The organism is Neorhizobium galegae bv. orientalis str. HAMBI 540 (genome assembly GCF_000731315.1).
GTDB classification, from domain to species: domain Bacteria; phylum Pseudomonadota; class Alphaproteobacteria; order Rhizobiales; family Rhizobiaceae; genus Neorhizobium; species Neorhizobium galegae.
This window is the reverse complement of record NZ_HG938354.1, coordinates 698890-716594: the sequence shown is the minus strand read 5'-3', so window position 1 is coordinate 716594 and position 17705 is coordinate 698890. Positions and strand designations below refer to the sequence as shown.

Genomic DNA, 17705 nt, shown 5'->3' with positions numbered 1-17705 from the left:
GACCATTCCGGAAACGGCCCGCGCGCGCGACGGGGGGCGGCCAATTTCAAGCTCGAGGATGTCGACGCGTTTCACGCTTAGGCGGTCGCCGAGGGGCCGCCTGCCCAACGGGAGGACGACAACGATCGATGGATAGCTCCGCAGCAAAACGAGAAGCGGAAGATAAAACTACAGGAACAAAAGGGAGCGGTTAGGGATGAACTGACCCCATAAAGTTGGACATCAACTTTATGGGGTTTTTGTCTAGGTGTTGGCGATCAGGCAGCGCGAACCAACTGTTCTGCCTGACGCAGCGCCGAGATCACGCGGTTCTGGCCACGCACGAGTTGAGTCTTGGCAAAACCGAGTTTCCCAGGGCCGAGCTTGTCGAGATCGGCTGCCGTCGAGATGGCCGGCAGTTCCGGGATCGGCAAGGCCGGATCGTGGCGGAATCGCTGCTCGCGGGTGTAGTTGAGCGGCACCAGGATGCGGGCGAGCTTCTGGATCACGTGGTTTGCCGACTTTGGCTCGATCTTGCCGGAATCGATGCCGGCGTAGAATGCGGCGAGTGCCTCGGCGAGCGATTCGACGGCCTTGCGGCTCGGCGAAAGGTCGAAGCGGTTGCCGGCCTTCTTCTGGTAGGTGTCGACCGTGTGGACGAATTCTCGTGCCGTCGCGCGCCAGTCGAAGGGCAGGATTTTTGCATTGGCATTGCGCAGCACGGCGAGCAGATAGACCTTGATGTCGCGCAGCATGATGTCCTTGTCGGCGATCTCGAGCGTGTCGTTTTCGGTGTGCCAGGCGATGTTGGCGCCGCAGCCGCCGACCGTGTAATAGCCCTTTTCCTCGCGATCCCGTTCCGTCATGGTCGAGGACAGCATCAGGTAGCTCGACAGGCCGATATTGTTGAAGGAATAGTCGCCGGCGCGGTGCGGGCGTTCGGCTTCGGCTTTCTTGCCGGCCACTTCCTCGATGACGTCGGACAGGAAGGCTTCCGTTTCGGTCATCATGCAGAGATTGATGAATTCCGTTGCCCAGCGGCAGCCGGGGCTGTCGCAGTTGACGGATGCGACGCAGTTTTCGTCAAGGTCGAGCGCAAAATTGTCGGAGAACCAGGTGGAGCCGGCATAACGGCCGGTCGAATGGCCGGGCCACCAGCAGATGCGGATCGAGCGCTTCAGCTTGTCGCGGTTGGCCCACAGCACACGAGCGATTTCGAGCATCGTCGCGTCGCCCGTCGCATTGTCGCCGACGCCGACATCCCAGCTGTCGAGATGGCCGTGCAGGAAGACATATTTGTCGGGTTCCTCGGTGCCCTTGATGAAGACTTCCGGCAGCTTCGATTTGAACCAGCCTTCTTCCATGTCCGCAAAGATGGTGACCTCGGCGCCGGTCTTGGCAAGTTCGATCAGCGCGTCGCCGCTCTCGCGGTTGACGGCGACGGCCGGGATCGACGGCTTGCGCGGCAGGTCGTCGAGGTCAGGCGTGCCCCAGACGGTGGTGCAGGTGCCCCAATGAATGTCCACGCCGGGGTTGATGGCGATGACGCCGACGGCGCCAAGCTCGGTGAACTGCGAAACGAGACCCGGATTGGCGAAACCTTCCGAGAGAACCACCTTGCCGCGGACCCGGGCCGCGAGTTCCCCGGTGCCGTCGACGGTCTTTTCGAACATGGTCGAGATCGCCTTCGGCTGGAGGCTGGCGATATAAACGATCTCGCCCTTCACGCCCTTCGATGCATCCAGCGAATAGGACGGCGGCTTGGCGCGGAAGGTTTTGCCGCCGGCTTCGACACGGGCAAGGCCGGGTAAGCTGAGGAAAAGGTCGGCTTCATGCATCTTGACCTCGACACCGTGCTTGGCGAGCCGCGCGGCGACCTCGTCCATGGCGCGGTTTACATCGGTCGGATGCTCGCGCTTGTAGGTCGCAAAGCTCTCGACCAGAGCCCAGGGTTCATCCAGCTTCACCGCTCCCAGAACGGCAGATTCGATCTCGTTCATATCCGGCACTCCCCAATTTGTTTTATCTAGTGAAACGTCGTTTCACAAAGCATGAAAACGCTAACAGAGGTTTGGGGACCCCGCAAGCGGCTTCGAAGGGCCAGAAATCGCACTGACGAAAACGGGCGCCAAAGCGCCCGTCTATTTCCGGATGATTGGAGACAAGCTCGATCGGGCCTCAAGCCCTTGATTTCACGAGGCCGTTTTCGCCAGGGCCGTGGATCGAAAGGCGCTCGGATATTTCCGCAGCGGCGTCGAGGGCCGCCTTCAAATGGCTTTCACGCCGTTCCTCGTCGAAGCGGGCGACAGCGCCGGCCACCGAGATCGAGGCGATGATCGTGCCGTCGGCGCCGGTGATCGGGGCAGCGACGGAGAAGGCGCCTTCATCGAGATCGTTGAGCACGATATTGTAGCCGTTGGCGCGGATGCGTTCGAGTGCCTGGCGCAATTTCGCCCGGTCGGTGATCGTGTAGGGAGTGAAGGCTTCGAGCGGTTGGGAGAGCGCCGCATCGATGACCGACGGATCCGCGTAAGCCAGCAGAAGCAGCGATCCGCCGCCCGCATGCAACGGGCCATTGCGTCCGGCCTGGGCAAAAAGCCGGATCGAATGGCGGCCGGCGCGGGTCGCCAGAACATAGGTCTTCAGGCCTTCGCGCACGACAAGATTGACGTTCTCGGATGTCTGGTCGCGGAGCGCATCCATGACCGGCCGGGCAGCGTAAAGCAGCGCGCCATCCTTGCCGAGACGCTCGCCGAGCACGCCGATGCGATAGCCGAGCGCGAATTCGGCACGCTCCGGATCGCGCGATACGAAGCCGCGTTCCTCCAGCGTGTGCAGCAGGCGGAAGACCAGCGATTTGGTCATCCCCAGCGATTTTGCGAGCGACGTCACGCCCTGGTCCGGACGATCGGCAAGGGCCTCGAGAAGGGCGAGCGCCCGGTCCACGGCCGCGATCTTGTAGTCTTTTGGTTCGCTCATCGGATGGTCTCCTCCGGCATGTGATTTGGATTGCTTGAAGCTTCTTGCAATCTTCTTGGAATGTGTTTTACTCGCCATCAATGCGAAACGATGTTTCACACAATAAAACATTGGGAGCCGGGTTGCAAACCCTTCGAAGGCGCCCGTGCAGAATTCTGTGGATTGAGTATCGGCATTGAACGCGCGGGAAACGTGTTCGAAGGCCGATTTCGGATTTGCGATGCGGAGGGAGAAAACCCTTTGCCAACAAAGAGAATAGTCAAGCTATTCAGAGGAGAACGACCATGAAGTCCGTTTTGAGAAATGCATTTGCAGCTCTTGTGGTGACGGCCATCGCTCTGCCCGCCTGGGCCGGCGATCCGATCCGCAAGATCACCATCCTGTCCCGACCGCAGGCCGGCCAGCAGGCAGAATTCCAGTCCGTCCAGCTGATCGCCCAGGAATGGCGCAAGCTCGGCCTCGATGTCGAAGTCCGGGCGATCCCCTGGGAACAGATGTCGGACGAAGTCTGGTACAAGCGCGACCAGTGGGACTCGACCGCCTGGCAGATGGTCGGCCGGCCTGAGCGCTCCGATCCGGACGAGCTCATCTTCAACCTCTTCCATTCCTCGACCGCCAAGGATGGCTACAATTTCGCGGGCTACCTGAACAAGGATTACGACGCGACCGCCGAAGCCCAGCGCGGCGAGATCGATCCAGCCAAGCGCAAGGCGCTCGTCTTCAAGGCGCAGGAGATCCTGTCGAAGGATCAGCCTTACATGATGCTGGTGCATCCGAAGTCGACCTTCGCTTTCGACAAGACCGTCTGGAAGCCGGAATCGGTCGTCAATCAGAGCGGCATCGGCATCCGCAACACCTGGACCTTCCTCGGCATCGAGCCGGCTGGACCCAAGAAGGATCTGATCATCAACTCGTCCGACAATATCAAGGCGATCAACCCGCTTTATATCTCGGGCAGCGTCGACAGCTGGATCACCGAACTCGTCTGGGACCGCCTGCTGCGCGTCGGCCCGGACGGCCTGCCGAAGGCGTGGGCCGCCGAGAGCTTCACCTGGAAGGACGGCACTACGGTCGACGTGAAGCTGAAGTCCGGCATGAAATGGCATGACGGCAAGCCGGTCACGCCTGATGACGTCAAGTTCTCGTTCGAAGCGGCGGTCGGCGGCGAAGCCCCGATGTACAAGCCTTTCGCCACGAACATCGACTCGATCACCACGAATGGCGACGTCATCACCTTCAAGCTGAAGAAGCCCGCCGCTTCCTTCGTCACCTCCAGCCTTGCCAAGGTCAACCTGATCCCGAAGCACATCTGGGAACCGATCCTGAAGGATCTGGCCACCAAGCCGGAGACTGCGGAAAGCTATCAGGAGCAGATGCCGATCGGCTCCGGCCCGTTCAAGTTCACCAGCTGGGCGAAAAACGAGTCCGTCACGCTTGCCGCCAACAAGGACCACTTCGCCGCGCCGAAGGTCGATCGCTGGATCCTGCGTATCGTACCGAACGCTGAAGCTGCACTCGGCATGCTGCGCTCGGGTGAAATCAACTTCATGGGCGAGTTCACCGGCGATCCGCAGGTGCTCATCGATGCCGCCAAGAAGGACGGCGACCTGGAAGTGGTTTCCACCGTCGACATGGGCTTCCGCTACATCGCCTTCAACGAACGTCGCGCCCCCTTCAACGACCCGGCCTTCCGTCGCGCGCTTTCCGAAGCGGTCGACCGCCAGCTGATCGTCAAGGCTGCCTACAAGAGCTTCGCGGTCGGTTCGAACTCGATCGTCTCCCCGGCGCTCGAATTCTGGCATGACAAGTCGGTCGTCGATGGCTTCAAGACCGGTCAGGCCGTTGCGGCCAAGACCTTGAAGGATGCCGGCTATACGCTGGACGGCGGCAAGTTGCGCTATCCCGGTGACACCAAGGAAACCATCGCCGCCAAGTAATCTTCACGGAGGCGGTGGATTTTCCCCGTGCCGCCTCCCCTTTTTGCCTGACGCTTGACATCGGTCCGCCTCGCCTTTCCTCCCAAGGCGGCGCCGAGCCAAGAGAAGGAATTTTTTCAGATGAAGAATTTCAAGGCTGTGGGCGGCAGGTTGCTGCAGCTCGCTCTTGTTTTATGGGCGGTGGTGACCATCCTGTTTCTGATGTTCCGGCTGATGCCGGGCAATCCGATGGCCGCCTATATCGATCCGACCTTTACGCTCGAGCAGCAGCACCAGCTTATGGCCCAGTTTGGCCTCGACAAGCCGCTTTGGCACCAATACCTGATCTATCTCGGCAACCTTCTGCAGGGCGAGCTCGGCCAGAGTTTTCGCTACCGCGAGCCGGTCGGGCAGCGGATCTGGATCCTGTTGCCGAACACACTGATCCTCACCTTCTCCTCGCTGATCGTCGCTTATGTCTTCGGCATTCTCGCCGGTGCCTATCTCGCGTGGCGCCGCGGCAGCTGGGTGGAGCAGGCGGCCATTCCGCTGGTGCTCACCACCCGCGCCATGCCGGAATTCTGGCTCGGCATGGTGATGCTGGCGATCTTCTCGTTTTCGCTCGGCTGGCTGCCGGCCGGCGGCACCCGCGCTCCGGGCAACGAATATTCCGGCTTTCTCGACCTCTATACGTCGCGCGATTTCCTCGCCCATCTGGCGCTGCCGGCAGCGACGCTGGCGATCTACAGCCAGGGCCTGCCGCTTCTCCTGATGCGCTCCAACATGCTCGACGTGATGAAGGAAGACTTCGTCACCATGGCCCGCATCAAGGGACTGTCGAACTGGACGGTGGTGGTGCGTCATGCGGCCCGCAACGCGCTGCTGCCGGTGATGACATCGTTTGCGATCGCCGTCGGTTATCAGCTGCAGGGCAATGTCGTGGTGGAATCGGTATTCTCGTGGCCCGGCCTCGGCCGCGAACTGGTGAATGCGGTCGCCGCTTCCGACTATCCGCTGGCGCAGGGCGCCTTCCTGATGATCGCGCTCGTGGTGATCTTCATGAATTTAGCTGCCGACCTGCTCTATGCTTTCCTCGATCCAAGGATTTCCCATGCCTGAGATCGCAGCCCCCGCCATCATCAAACCGAGACGCCCCAATATTATTGCCCGGATGTTTCGCGCGCTGAGACTGCCGATGAATGACCCGTTCGCGGTCGCCGGTCTTCTCATTTATCTGGTTTTCGTCCTCGTCGCGGTGTTCGCCGATCAGATCGCCACGCATGATCCGACCGAAATCCTCTATACGCCAGCCTACGATCTCGCGGCGGACCTCCGGCCGGGGCAGGATGGTTTCATCATGGGAACCACCAGCCTCGGCCGGGACATCTTCTCGCAACTCGTCTATGGCAGCCGCTCGGCACTGCTGATCGGCATTACTGCTGCCTTCATGGTGGCGCTGATCGGCTCCGTCATCGGCCTCGTGGCCGGTTATTTCGGACGCTGGGTGGACGCCATCCTGATGCGGCTTGCCGATATCGCCTTTGGCATTCCCTTTTTGCCCTTCGTCATCGTGCTGGCGGCCTTCCTGCGGCCGTCGATCTGGAACGTCGTCATCGCCATGGCGCTGGTCCTCTGGCGCGATACCGCCCGCGTCATCCGCAGCCAGGTGCTGACGCTGCGTACCCGGGGTTACGTCGAGGCGGCGCGGGTGGCGGGGTCTTCCGACTTCAAGATCATCCTGCGCCATATCGCGCCGAACATCCTGCCGCTCTCCTTCCTCTATGGGTCGATCGCCATCGGCTGGGCGATCCTGACCGAAGCATCGATCAGTTTCCTGGGCTTCGGCGACCCCAATTCGATCAGCTGGGGCTACATGCTGCAGGATGCGTTTGCCAGCCAGGCGCTCGCCAAACAGGCCTTCTACTGGTTCGTGCCTCCGGGCATCTGCATCATCCTCGTCGTCAGCGCGGGCTTCTTCATCACCCGCGGTTATGAAAACATCCTCTTCCCGAAGTTGAGCCGATGAGCGAACCCCTTCTTTCCGTCAGAGATCTTCGGGTCAGCTATCAGGTGGGGCGCAATTTCGTCCACGCCGTGGATGGCGCGAGCTTCGACATTCCGCGCGGCTCGATCACCGGCCTGGTCGGCGAATCCGGCTGCGGCAAGACAACGGTCGCCCGGGCGCTGACACGGGTGATCGCCGAAAATGCCGCAATCACCGGCGGACAGATCCTGTTCGACGGCAAGGATCTCGCAAAGATCCCCGAAAAGGAGATGAATGCGTTGCGCTGGCGCGATATCGCCTTCGTGCCGCAAAGCGCAATGAACTCGCTCGATCCGGTCTATACGGTCGAATACCAGCTCGACGAAGTGTTGCGCCGCCGTGGCGGCCTGAGCCGCAAACAGTCCCGTGCCCGTTCCGAAGAACTGTTCGAGATGGTCGGCATCGATGCCAACCGCCTGAACGATTATCCGCACCAGTTCTCCGGCGGCATGCGCCAGCGTGTTGCGATTGCCCTGGCGCTGGCGCTCGACCCGAAGCTGATCATCGCCGACGAGCCGGTGACGGCGCTCGACGTCATCGTGCAACGGCAGATCCTCGACCAGTTGAAAGAGCTGCAGACGCGTCTTGGCGTGTCGGTCATTCTCGTCACCCACGACATCTCCGTCGTCGCCTATATCTGCGACCGCACGGTCGTCATGTATGCCGGCAAGGTCGCCGAATCCGGGACCATGCAGTCGACGCTGACGGCGCCGTCGCATCCCTACACGATGGGCTTGCGCAATGCCTTCCCGGATCTGCAGGGGGCCGCCTCCGGCATCCTGGTTCCGATTGAAGGGGCACCGCCGAACCTTGCCAATCCGCCGGCCGGCTGTCGGTTCAAGCCGCGCTGTCCCTTCGCGCTCGACATCTGCGGTACCGAGCCGCCGGTCATCGACGTCGCGCCGGGCCACCCGGTGCTTTGCCACCGTGCCAATGAGAGTGCTGCCCTGCGTATCGAAGCCGCCAAGACGGAGACATGGATGGCCCCGGCATGAACATGGTCACCAAGAAACCGGATGTCCTGGTCTCGGTCTTCGATGTCAAGCTGCATTATGCCGTCGGCGGTACGTTCGCGGCGATGCGCGGCAAATCGACGGTGGTAAAGGCAGTCGATGGCGTCAGCTTCGACATCCGGCGGGGCGAAAGCGTCGGCCTGCTCGGCGAATCCGGCTGCGGCAAGACTTCCATGGGCCGGCTGCTGCTGAAGCTTGAGGAAAAGACCGGCGGTACGATCCATTTCGACGGCGAGGAGATCGGCGCGGTGCGCGGCAGGGGGCTGAAGAAATTCCGCTCCAAGGCGCAGCTGATCTTCCAGAACCCGTTCGACGCGATCAATCCGCGCTTCACCATCCGCCAGACACTGGCCGAGCCGCTGGAAAATGCAGACATTCCGAAGCGCGAACGCGAGGCCCGGATCATCACGGCACTCGAACTGGTGAAGTTGCCGGAGCCCGTGCAGTTCCTCGACCGCTACCCGCATCACCTGTCCGGCGGCCAGTTGCAGCGCGTCGTGATGGCGCGAGCGCTGATCCTGCAGCCGGAATTCGTGGTGGCTGACGAGCCAGTCTCGATGCTCGACGTTTCGGTGCGCGCCGGCGTCTTGAACGTCTTCCGCGATGTCCGTGACCGGCTTGGCCTTACCGCCATCTATATCAGCCACGACCTGGCGCTGGTGCGTTACGTCTGCGAGCGGACCATCGTCATGTATCTCGGGCGGATCATGGAGGACGGGCCGACCGAGGATATCGTCCGCGAACCGCTGCATCCCTATACCAAGGCGCTGGTCGCCGCCGTTCCTGTGCCGAATCCCGACCAGAGCCACGAGCCGCTGCCGATCGGCCGCGGGGCGCCGGACCCGCGTAATCCACCCTCCGGCTGCGTTTTTCGCGACCGCTGTCCGGCAGCCCATGCGCGCTGTGCGGCCGAGGTGCCCCACCCGAAACCGGTCGGTACCCGCACCGTCGCCTGTCACCTCTACTGATTGGAGTTGTTGATGCTTGCCGCTTCCTACACACGCACCGGTCCCGCCGCGGAGGTTCTCTCCGTGACTGAGATGGCTGCACCGGTCGCCGGTCCCGGCGAGGTGCTGGTGCGCGTGCATGCGTCCGGCATCAACCCGGCCGACGTGAAACGCCGTGGTGGCTGGCGCGGCATGGGCATGGATCACAAGCTGATCATTCCGCATACGGACGGAGCCGGCGAGATCATCGGTGTCGGCGCGGGCGTCGATCTGGCGCGCATCGGCGAACGGGTCTGGATGTGGAATGCCCAGGGCGGATATGGCGAAGCGGGCCGCGCTTTCGGGACGGCAGCCGAATTCATCGCAATCGCTTCCCACCAGGCGGTGAGGCTTGCCGATGCCTTGAGTTTCGCCGACGGCGCCAATCTCGGCGTGCCGGCCATGACCGCCTATCGCGCCGTCTTCGCCGATGGCCCGGTTACCGGGCAGACCATATTTGTGAACGGTGCGGCCGGTGCGGTCGGCCATTTCGCAGTGCAGATGGCGGTTGCCGGCGGAGCGCGGGTGATCGGTACGGTGAGCACACCGGAAGCCGCAGTGCACGTGAGGCAAGCCGGCGCTTTCGCCACGATCGACCGCAAGCGCGAAGACGTCTCGGCCCGTATCTTGGAATTGACCGAAGGACAGGGCGTCGATCGTATCGTCGAGGTCGATTTCGGGGCAAACCTGGAACTCGATGCCGCCGCGCTGAAACGCAACGGCACGGTCGCCTCCTATTCGTCGAGCAGCAATCCGACGCCGATGCTCCCCTACTATGCCTTCGCAGCCAAGGGCGCCAACCTGCGCTTCATCCAGGGTTTTCTGATCCCCGAAGATCAGCGGCTGGCGGGTGAAAGGATGATCGCCGAACTCGCCGATGCCGGCAGGCTCAAGGTCGCAATCGGCGCGACATTCCCCCTCGAAGACATCGCCAAGGCCCATGAGCGCGTTGAGCGCGGTGGCCTCGGCAACGTCGTCGTCCTGATCGGAGGTGCCCAATGAGCACCCGATCGATCCATTCCACAGCATCCAACGAGGATTCCAAGATGTACAATCCCAAGGAAAGCGAAAGCACGCCCGCCAGGGCGGTAAAACCGGAAGAGTCCCTCTGCGATCCAGTCTCGCTCGAAATCATCCGCGGCGCGATCGCCGCCGCCCAGTCGGAAATGGAAGCGCTGCTCGAGCGCACCGCGATCTCCGCCTTCATTCGCGAGAAGAAGGATTTTTATACGGCATTGTTCGACGGCGAAGGCGTCATGGCGGTCGGCTCCATGGTGCCGGTCTTCGGCGACATGACCGGCCCGGTCTTCGACAAGTTTCCGGCCGATACGATGAAGCCCGGCGATCTCTACTGGTACAATGACTGCTACGGTTCGCGCGGCGCGGTTTCCCATTCCAACGACCAGGTTTTGCTGGCGCCGGTCTTCAAGGACGACAAGCGTTGCGCCTTCGTGATGAGCTGGGCGCATTTCGCCGATATCGGCGGCATGCGGCCGGGCTCGATCAGCCCGGATGCGACCGACATCTACCAGGAAGGCATCATCATTCCGGTCACCAAGCTGATGGACCAGGGCGTTACCAACGAGGCGACGCTGTCGATCTTCCATCGCAATTCTCGTTTCCCCGAGCAGAGCATCGGCGACATGCGGGCGCTGATGGCGAGTGTCGATGTGGGCGTCAAGCGCATCGGCGAGATCCTTGACCGCTTCGGCTCCGACGTCGTGGAAGATGCGCTGGCACAGCTGCTCACCCGCACCCGCAAGCTGGTGCGCTCCAAGCTCGCCGAGACCTTCGACTACGGCACCCATAAATTTACCGATGCGATCGACAGCGACGGCCATGGCAACGGCCCGTTCAAGATGCGCCTCGCGCTGACCCGCGAGAAGCTGGCGAATGGCGAAGACAAGTTCACCTTCGATGCGACCGAGTCTGACGATCAGGCGCCCGGTCCGGTCAACTTCCTGATGAACCGCGGTGTGCCGGGTATGGCGCTCGGTCTCTTCTATCTCGGTGGCGATCCGGGCCAGGTCTGCAATGCCGGCGGCCCGCAGGCGCTGGACGCCGTCAACCTGCGCCAGGGATCGTTCCTGCAACCGAATTTCCCGGCGGCACTCGGCATGCGCGGCCTGACCATGATGCGTGTGCTGTCGGCCCTCAACGGCCTCGTCAATACGGCGGGCGGCAAGGCGCCGGCCTCGAACTCGGCCTATGTGATCACCATCATGCGCGGCAATTACAAGGACGACGCGGGTGAGCTGAAGCGCTTCCTGCTCGCTGACGGCATCGGCGTCGGTTACGGAGCGCGGCCGGATTCGGACGGCATCGACGCGGTCTATTTCGTGGCGCAGGAGAACTATCCGGTCGAGTTCCTCGAAGTCGGCTATCCGGTGCGCCTGCGCACCTACGGCATCGTCAAGGATTCCGGCGGCGCCGGCAAATACCGCGGCGGCTGCGGCATCATCCGCGAATACGAGATCCTTGCCGAGGACATGATGCTTGCGGTGCGCATCGACAGCGTCAAGAACCCGCCCTGGGGCATTAATGGCGGCATGGGCGGCGGCACCGGCCGCGTCACCATCAATCCGGGCCGGCCAGACCAGCGCATGGTTCCGCCGCTGTCGGACGGCAACAGGCTGGTCAAGGGCGATGTGCTGCGCATGGAGACCGGCGGGGGTGGAGGTTTCGGCCATCCCTTCGACCGTAATCTCGATGCCATTCTCGAAGACGTGCTCGGCGGTTTCGTCAGTGCCGAGTCGGCCGAACGCCTCTATGGCGTCGTCGTGAAGGGCACCAAGGTTGACCACGCGGCTACGGCCGCACTTCGCGCCAATCGTCCCGCCACCCGTGCATTCCATCGTCAGGAGTATGTCGATGTCCTCGCCTGAGACCTTTATCGATACCTCCCTTTCCGTCGCAGTCGATATCGGCGGCACCTTCACCGACGTTGCGCTTCTCGACCGCGCCACCGGCAAGGTCTGGCGGGCGAAGACCCCGAGCGTGCCCTCCGATCCTTCGGAGGCGTTCCTGACCGGCATCCGCCTGGCGCTGACCGATGCCGGCCGCGAGGCCTCCTCGCTCGGCCAGGTCCTGCACGGCACGACGGTTGCGACCAACATGATCCTGGAAGACAAGGGCGCCCGCACGGCGCTGGTCACCACCAAGGGTTTCCGCCATGTGCTGAACATCGGCCGCCAGGACATTCCCCGCAAGGCGAACCTCTATACCTGGGTGAAGCCGGCGCGGCCCGTGCCGGCCTCGCGTATCGTCGAGATCGACGAGCGCATCGCCGCCGGCGGCGCCATTCTCGATGCGCTGGACGAGAATAGCGTGCGGATTGTGGCCGAAGCGATCCGCGGCATGGACGTCGAGGCGGTGGCCATCTGCCTGCTGCATGCGTTTGCCAATCCGATCCACGAGAAGCGTGCGGCGGAGATTCTTCGCGCAGAACTGCCGCATCTCGCCGTCACCACCTCGACCGACGTGCTGCCTGTCGTGCGCGAGTTCGAACGCACACTGACGACCGTGCTCAACGCCACCGTCATGCCCGGCGTCACCACCTATGTGGGACGCCTCGAAAAGCGGCTTGAGGACGAGAAGGTCACAGCCCCGCTGCTGCTGATGCAGTCGAATGGCGGTGTCGCCGGTGCGGCCACCATCCGCCAGGCTCCGGCGCTGACGGCACTGTCCGGCCCCGCCGCCGGCGTGGTCGGCGCACGCTCAGTTGCCGCCGCCTGCGGCATCAAGGATATCATCACTGTCGATATCGGTGGCACCAGTGCCGACATCTGCCTCATCAAGGATGGCAAGATCGGGCTAACCCAACACGGCAAGGTCGGCGAATGGCCGTTGCCGTTGCCGATGGTCGACATGGTGACGATCGGCGCCGGCGGTGGTTCGATCGCCAAGGTGGCGGATGGCACGCTGACCGTCGGTCCGCAGAGTGCCGGCGCCCGTCCGGGGCCGGCCGCCTATGGTCATGGCGGCGAGAACCCGACGGTGACCGACGCCCATGTCGTGCTCGGCCACCTGCCGGCCCGCCTGCTCGGCGGTCGCATGGCGCTCGATGTCGAAGCCGCCCGCAAGGCGGTCGACGGCAAGGTTGCGAAGCCGCTCGGTCTTTCGACGGCGACGGCGGCGCGCGGCATCCTGGCGATCGTCGACAACCACATGGTCGGCGCGGTGCGCGTCGTCTCGGTCGAACGCGGCCATGATCCGCGCGACTTCACGCTGGTGCCCTTCGGCGGCGCCGGCCCGCTGCATGGCTGCGCGCTCGCCGAACTGCTCGGCATTTCCCGTGTGATGATCGCGCCGGCTCCGGGCATCCTCTGCGCCGACGGCCTGCTCGCCGCCGACCTCAAGGCCGAGTTCAGCCGCACGTTGCCGAAAGCCGGTACGGTGGATGTGGCGATCGCCAATGGTATCATCGCCGAGCTCAAGACCCAGGCCTCCGCCTGGTTCGAGACCGAAGGCGTGGCTGAAAAGGATCGCCGCATCGCGACCGTCGCGCTGTTGCGCTACCACGGCCAGGGCGGCGAGCTTGCCGTGACCTGGGGCGAGACCCGCGAGGCTGTCGAGGCGGCCTTCGCCGCCGAGCACAAGGCGCTCTATGGTTTTGCGCTGGAAGCGGCGATCGAACTCGTGACCCTGCGCGTCGAGGCCGCCGGCATGACGGTCGAACCGCCGCCGGCAATTCTCGAGAAGGGTTCCGACGTCACCCCGTTCGATCATGTGCCGGTGCATTTCGAAAGCGGCGTGACGAGCGTTCCCGTCGTCGACCGTTCGACGCTGGGGGCCGGCGCCACGTTCCAGGGGCCTATGATCCTCACCCAACTCGACACGACGACATTGGTCGCACCCGGCTGGACCGGCACGGTGCATGTCTCCGGTGCCCTTCTTCTGACAGCCAAGCAGGATGCATGAGATGACTGAGCAAAAGAGCGATCTGGAGCGCGTCTTCGCGCATATCGAGGAAAACCGCGAAAGCTTCATCGAACGGGTGATGGACTACGTCCGCCATCCCTCGATCAGCGCCCAGAACAAGGGCATCGCGGAAGTGGCGGCCATCCTCGTCGACATGCTGAACGGCATGGGCATGGAGGCGATCACCATCCCGACCAAGAACCATCCGATGGTGCTCGGCCGCATGGAAAAGCAACCGGGCAAACCGACCGTGCTTCTCTACGGCCATTACGACGTGCAGCCGCCGGAGCCCTACGAACTCTGGGACAGCCCGCCCTTCGAGCCGACCATCCGCGACGGCCGCATCTATGCGCGCGGTATAGGCGACAACAAGGGCCAGCATTTCGCCCAGCTGATGGCGCTGGAATCGCATCTGAAGGTGACCGGCGAACTGCCCTGCAATGTCATCTTCCTGCTGGAAGGCGAAGAGGAAATCGGCAGCCCGCATATCGCCGAGTTCGTTGCCGAACATGCCGACAAGCTGAATGCCGCGGATCTGGTCGTCACCTCCGATGGTCCGCTGCACGAATCCGACACGCCGATCATCACCTTTGGCGTGCGCGGAGTGGCGTCCTTCGAACTGCGCGCGAAGACCGCTAATCGCGATGCCCATTCCGGCAATTTCGGCGGTGTCATGCCGAACGCGATCTGGAAGCTGGTGCATCTGCTCGCCACGATGAAGAACGACAAGGGCGAGATCACCATCGATGGCCTGCACGACGTCGTCGTGCCGCCGACCAATATGGAGCGCGAGGCGGTCGACAAGTTGCCGCTCGATCTCGAGGCGATCAAGGCGGACCTCGGCATCAAGGAACTCGACGCGCCCCTCGACCGCGGTTATTTCGACCGGCTGATGTTCCATCCGACGCTGACCATCAACGGCCTGCATGGCGGTTACGGCGGCCCGGGCCAGAAGACGGTTCTACCCTGCGAGGCGTTTGCCAAATGTGACATCCGCCTGGTCGAGAGCCTGACGCCGGACTACGTGTTCGAAAAGGTGCGGGCGCATGTCGCAGCTCACGCACCGGACGTGGAATTCGTACCGCTCAACGCCATGCTGCCGTCGAAGACGCCGATGGACAGCCCGTTCGCGCAGGTCATCCAGGACGCCATCTTCACCGCCCGCGGCGTCGAGCCGCTGCTCTACCCGACCGTCGGCGGCTCGCTTCCGGACTACGTGTTCACCAAGATCCTGAAGAAGCCGGCGTTTGTCGTGCCTTACGCCAATGCGGACGAGGCGAACCACGCGCCGAACGAAAACCTGAAGCTCGATCTGTTCGTTGCCGGGATCAAGACGGGGGCGGCGCTGCTGACGAAGCTGGGTGAGATGAAGCCGTAATTCTGCCTTTGTACCAGGAGAAATCCCCGCAAGGATTGGAACATCGTCGAGGGGGCTGTCCGGTTTTGTGAACCGACCCAATGTCCCTCTCATGCCTATTGTCTCTTTTTGCGGCAGGGCGCCGGACAGAGGTCTCCGCGGACAGCCGCCAGCGTGGTTGAAGCGACGGACATCCTAGCCGTTAACGGCGGCTCGCTTACCAGAGTGGATGCTCTCAAGGGCCCGAGCCGCCGACACCTTGACGGGATGCTCTTTTTACCAGAACGCACTCCAACCGAAGGCTCGGCTAGGCATGCCCGGCGATCGACTTGGGAAGGTAATGCTGTTCGAGCTCTGCAACATCCTGCTCGCTCAACCTGATCTCCAGCGCTTCGACCGCATCCGCGAACTGCCCCGGCTTCGAAATGCCGACGATCGGCGCGGTGATGGCCGGGCGGCTCGCGACCCAGGCATATGCGACCTGCGCCATCGGCCGTCCGTGACGCTCGGCCACCGCCTTCAGGCCGGCGACAACTGCATCGTCGGCGGCCTTTGTCCGGTCGTAGAGCGCCCGCGCCGTGCCGTCCGTCTGACTGCGCGTGGTTTCTCCCTCGGCCCGGCCAGCGAGCCGGCCGCGAGCGAGCGGGCTCCAAGGAACAACACCGATCCCTTCGCTTAAACAGAGCGGCAACATTTCGCGCTCCTCTTCTCTGTAGATGAGGTTATAGTGAGGCTGCATCGATACAAACCGCGCCCAGCCATTTTGCCGCTGCAACCCGATTGCCTTCATGAATTGCCAGGCATGCATGGAAGACGCGCCGAGATATCGCACCTTGCCGGCCCGCACCACATCGTTCAGCGCGTCCAGTGTTTCCTCGATCGGTGTGCCGTAGTCGAAGCGGTGCAGTTGATAGAGGTCGATATAGTCAGTCCCAAGACGCCTGAGGCTGCCGTCGACTGCATCGAGGATATGCTTGCGCGACAGGCTGCGGTCGTTGATGTCGCTGCTCATAGGATGGAAGAGTTTTGTCGCGATCACCAGCTTGTGGCGCGGAACAAGGTCCAACAGCACCTTGCCGGTAATCTCCTCGCTCTTACCGAGCGAGTACATATCGGCCGTGTCGAAGAAGTTGATGCCGAGATCAACCGCCTGCTTCAGGATCTTGGCACTGTCCTCCAAATCCAGGACCCAGGGGGCCCATTCGCTCGAACCGAAGGTCATGCAACCGAGGGCAAGGCGAGAGACTTTGAGGCCGGTTCGACCTAGGTTGATATATTCCATTGATACACCTCGTGCAGTTTAAGCGGTGGCACATCGCATTTTCTGCGTCTGCAAATGATATAATTGGAAATTATCGAGGCACTCAATGGGTTTGCTGCTAAATTATGCAAAAAATTGCAGAGGGGATTGTCAAATTGGAATCTCCTGTTACGGTCAGTGTATCAATCGAGAAATACACGTATGTTCACTATCGACGCGTCCAGCATTGACCGCTCCCTGCCCGTTCCGGTGGGCAAGCAGCTTTACGGGCTACTGAGCTACGTGCTGTCTTTCGGCGACATGCCGAAGGGCGTGAAGCTGCAGTCCGTGCGCCAGCTCGCTGCCGAGCTTGACATCGCGCCGATGACGGTAGCGGAAGTCTACAAGCGGCTTCGCGCGGACGGCCTTGTCGAAATCCGCCCCGGCCTCGGCGCCTTCACGGTTTACGAACCGCGCCGCCGGGATGGCGTGATCGCCCCGGCGAGTGTGCTTGGCCCCGATATCGACAGCCTGTTGGAGAAAGCCGAAGCGCTCGGCATTTCACCGATCACTCTCGCCTCGATGGTGCAGGCGCAGGCGAGGCTGCGCAAACCGCGCGTCCATCTCGACATCGTCTTCGTCGGCATATTCGAGGCGCCGGCACGCGACTATGTCGAACAGATCCGTCCGACACTTGCTGCCAACGACCTGATCTCGCTCCTAACCTTTGACCATATCCGCGACAACGAGGAAGCGCGCGAAAAATGTCGCAACGCCGACCTGGTGCTCACCTTTGTGCATCGCGAAGTCGAAATGCGCAGCCTCGTACCGGATGCCAATATCCTGTCGCTCCGGTTCATTCCGTCGGAACGCACACGGCAGGCGCTGGCGCTGCTCGACCCGCGCACCCGCGTCGCAGCCGTCACGCAGCTCAAGGATTACATCGCCATCATGCGTCCCAGCGTGCGCGAATTCGCGCCGCATATTTCCGATATCACGGTCGCATGGTCCTATGCGGATGATCTTGCGGACATCGTCGCCCGCTGCGACGTCGTGATCTACGCTTCCGGCGCCGACCATGTCGCGGATCTGGCCGGCCCGAACAAGCGCTGTTTCGAATACCGCCACGCGCCGGATCCGGGCGTGCTCGAAAACCTCCTCGCGCCGGCGCTCGCCGAGCTGCGCCACAATAAGATCGCCGATGCCGAAGCTCCGGCAAAGGTCGCCGATATTACGTCGCGGAGGACCAAGACCCGCTGACGGCCTATGCC

The 17705-nt window shown here is 62.6% G+C and carries 13 protein-coding genes; 10 read left to right on the top strand and 3 right to left on the bottom strand.

Annotated elements, in window-relative coordinates; all coding sequences use genetic code 11:
* Nucleotides 1–257: 257 nt before the first annotated feature.
* Both RG540_RS25880 and RG540_RS25875 read right to left on the bottom strand, forming a co-directional pair.
* Nucleotides 258–1979 carry a M28 family peptidase gene (locus tag RG540_RS25880; RefSeq protein WP_041364783.1) on the bottom strand — a complete coding sequence of 574 codons (1722 nt, stop codon included), beginning with the start codon at nucleotides 1977–1979 and terminating at the stop codon, nucleotides 258–260.
* A gap of 178 nt (nucleotides 1980–2157) precedes the next feature.
* The gene (locus RG540_RS25875) at nucleotides 2158–2958 is read right to left on the bottom strand and encodes an IclR family transcriptional regulator (protein WP_041364782.1); all 801 of its coding nucleotides are present in this window, start codon (nucleotides 2956–2958) and stop codon (nucleotides 2158–2160) included.
* Between the two features lie 284 nt (nucleotides 2959–3242).
* Here RG540_RS25875 and RG540_RS25870 point away from each other — a divergent pair, with 284 nt between their 5' ends.
* From RG540_RS25870 to RG540_RS25830, 9 genes are all read left to right on the top strand, one after another.
* Nucleotides 3243–4895 carry an ABC transporter substrate-binding protein gene (locus RG540_RS25870; RefSeq protein WP_041364780.1) on the top strand — a complete coding sequence of 551 codons (1653 nt, stop codon included), beginning with the start codon at nucleotides 3243–3245 and terminating at the stop codon, nucleotides 4893–4895.
* 120 nt (nucleotides 4896–5015) lie between these two features.
* Nucleotides 5016–5993, top strand: coding sequence for an ABC transporter permease (locus RG540_RS25865; protein WP_041366369.1), 978 nt, complete (start codon nucleotides 5016–5018; stop codon nucleotides 5991–5993).
* Complete coding sequence (locus RG540_RS25860; RefSeq protein WP_155414700.1) at nucleotides 5986–6900, top strand: ABC transporter permease; 915 nt, start codon at nucleotides 5986–5988, stop codon at nucleotides 6898–6900. The genes RG540_RS25865 and RG540_RS25860 overlap by 8 nt, the downstream gene beginning before the upstream one ends.
* A complete protein-coding gene (locus tag RG540_RS25855) occupies nucleotides 6897–7913 on the top strand; it encodes an ABC transporter ATP-binding protein (RefSeq protein WP_051909797.1) in 1017 nt (338 codons plus the stop codon). Before RG540_RS25860 ends, RG540_RS25855 begins: the two co-directional genes overlap by 4 nt.
* On the top strand, nucleotides 7910–8899 hold the full coding sequence (locus RG540_RS25850) for an ABC transporter ATP-binding protein (protein ID WP_041366366.1): 990 nt from the start codon (nucleotides 7910–7912) through the stop codon (nucleotides 8897–8899). Before RG540_RS25855 ends, RG540_RS25850 begins: the two co-directional genes overlap by 4 nt.
* A gap of 12 nt (nucleotides 8900–8911) precedes the next feature.
* Nucleotides 8912–9919, top strand: coding sequence for an NADPH:quinone reductase (locus tag RG540_RS25845; protein WP_041364777.1), 1008 nt, complete (start codon nucleotides 8912–8914; stop codon nucleotides 9917–9919).
* Complete coding sequence (locus RG540_RS25840; protein ID WP_041364776.1) at nucleotides 9916–11802, top strand: hydantoinase B/oxoprolinase family protein; 1887 nt, start codon at nucleotides 9916–9918, stop codon at nucleotides 11800–11802. The genes RG540_RS25845 and RG540_RS25840 overlap by 4 nt, the downstream gene beginning before the upstream one ends.
* Nucleotides 11789–13837: a hydantoinase/oxoprolinase family protein gene (locus RG540_RS25835; protein ID WP_051909795.1), complete on the top strand. Its 2049-nt coding sequence runs from the start codon at nucleotides 11789–11791 to the stop codon at nucleotides 13835–13837. Before RG540_RS25840 ends, RG540_RS25835 begins: the two co-directional genes overlap by 14 nt.
* Nucleotide 13838: 1 nt before the next feature.
* Complete coding sequence (locus RG540_RS25830; protein WP_041364775.1) at nucleotides 13839–15215, top strand: M20/M25/M40 family metallo-hydrolase; 1377 nt, start codon at nucleotides 13839–13841, stop codon at nucleotides 15213–15215.
* A gap of 286 nt (nucleotides 15216–15501) precedes the next feature.
* On the opposite strand, the gene RG540_RS25825 is transcribed toward RG540_RS25830, so the two are convergent.
* Nucleotides 15502–16476 carry an aldo/keto reductase gene (locus RG540_RS25825; protein ID WP_041364774.1) on the bottom strand — a complete coding sequence of 325 codons (975 nt, stop codon included), beginning with the start codon at nucleotides 16474–16476 and terminating at the stop codon, nucleotides 15502–15504.
* Between the two features lie 180 nt (nucleotides 16477–16656).
* On the opposite strand from RG540_RS25825, the gene RG540_RS25820 reads away from it, so the two are divergent.
* Nucleotides 16657–17694 carry a GntR family transcriptional regulator gene (locus RG540_RS25820; protein ID WP_041364773.1) on the top strand — a complete coding sequence of 346 codons (1038 nt, stop codon included), beginning with the start codon at nucleotides 16657–16659 and terminating at the stop codon, nucleotides 17692–17694.
* Nucleotides 17695–17705: the final 11 nt, after the last annotated feature.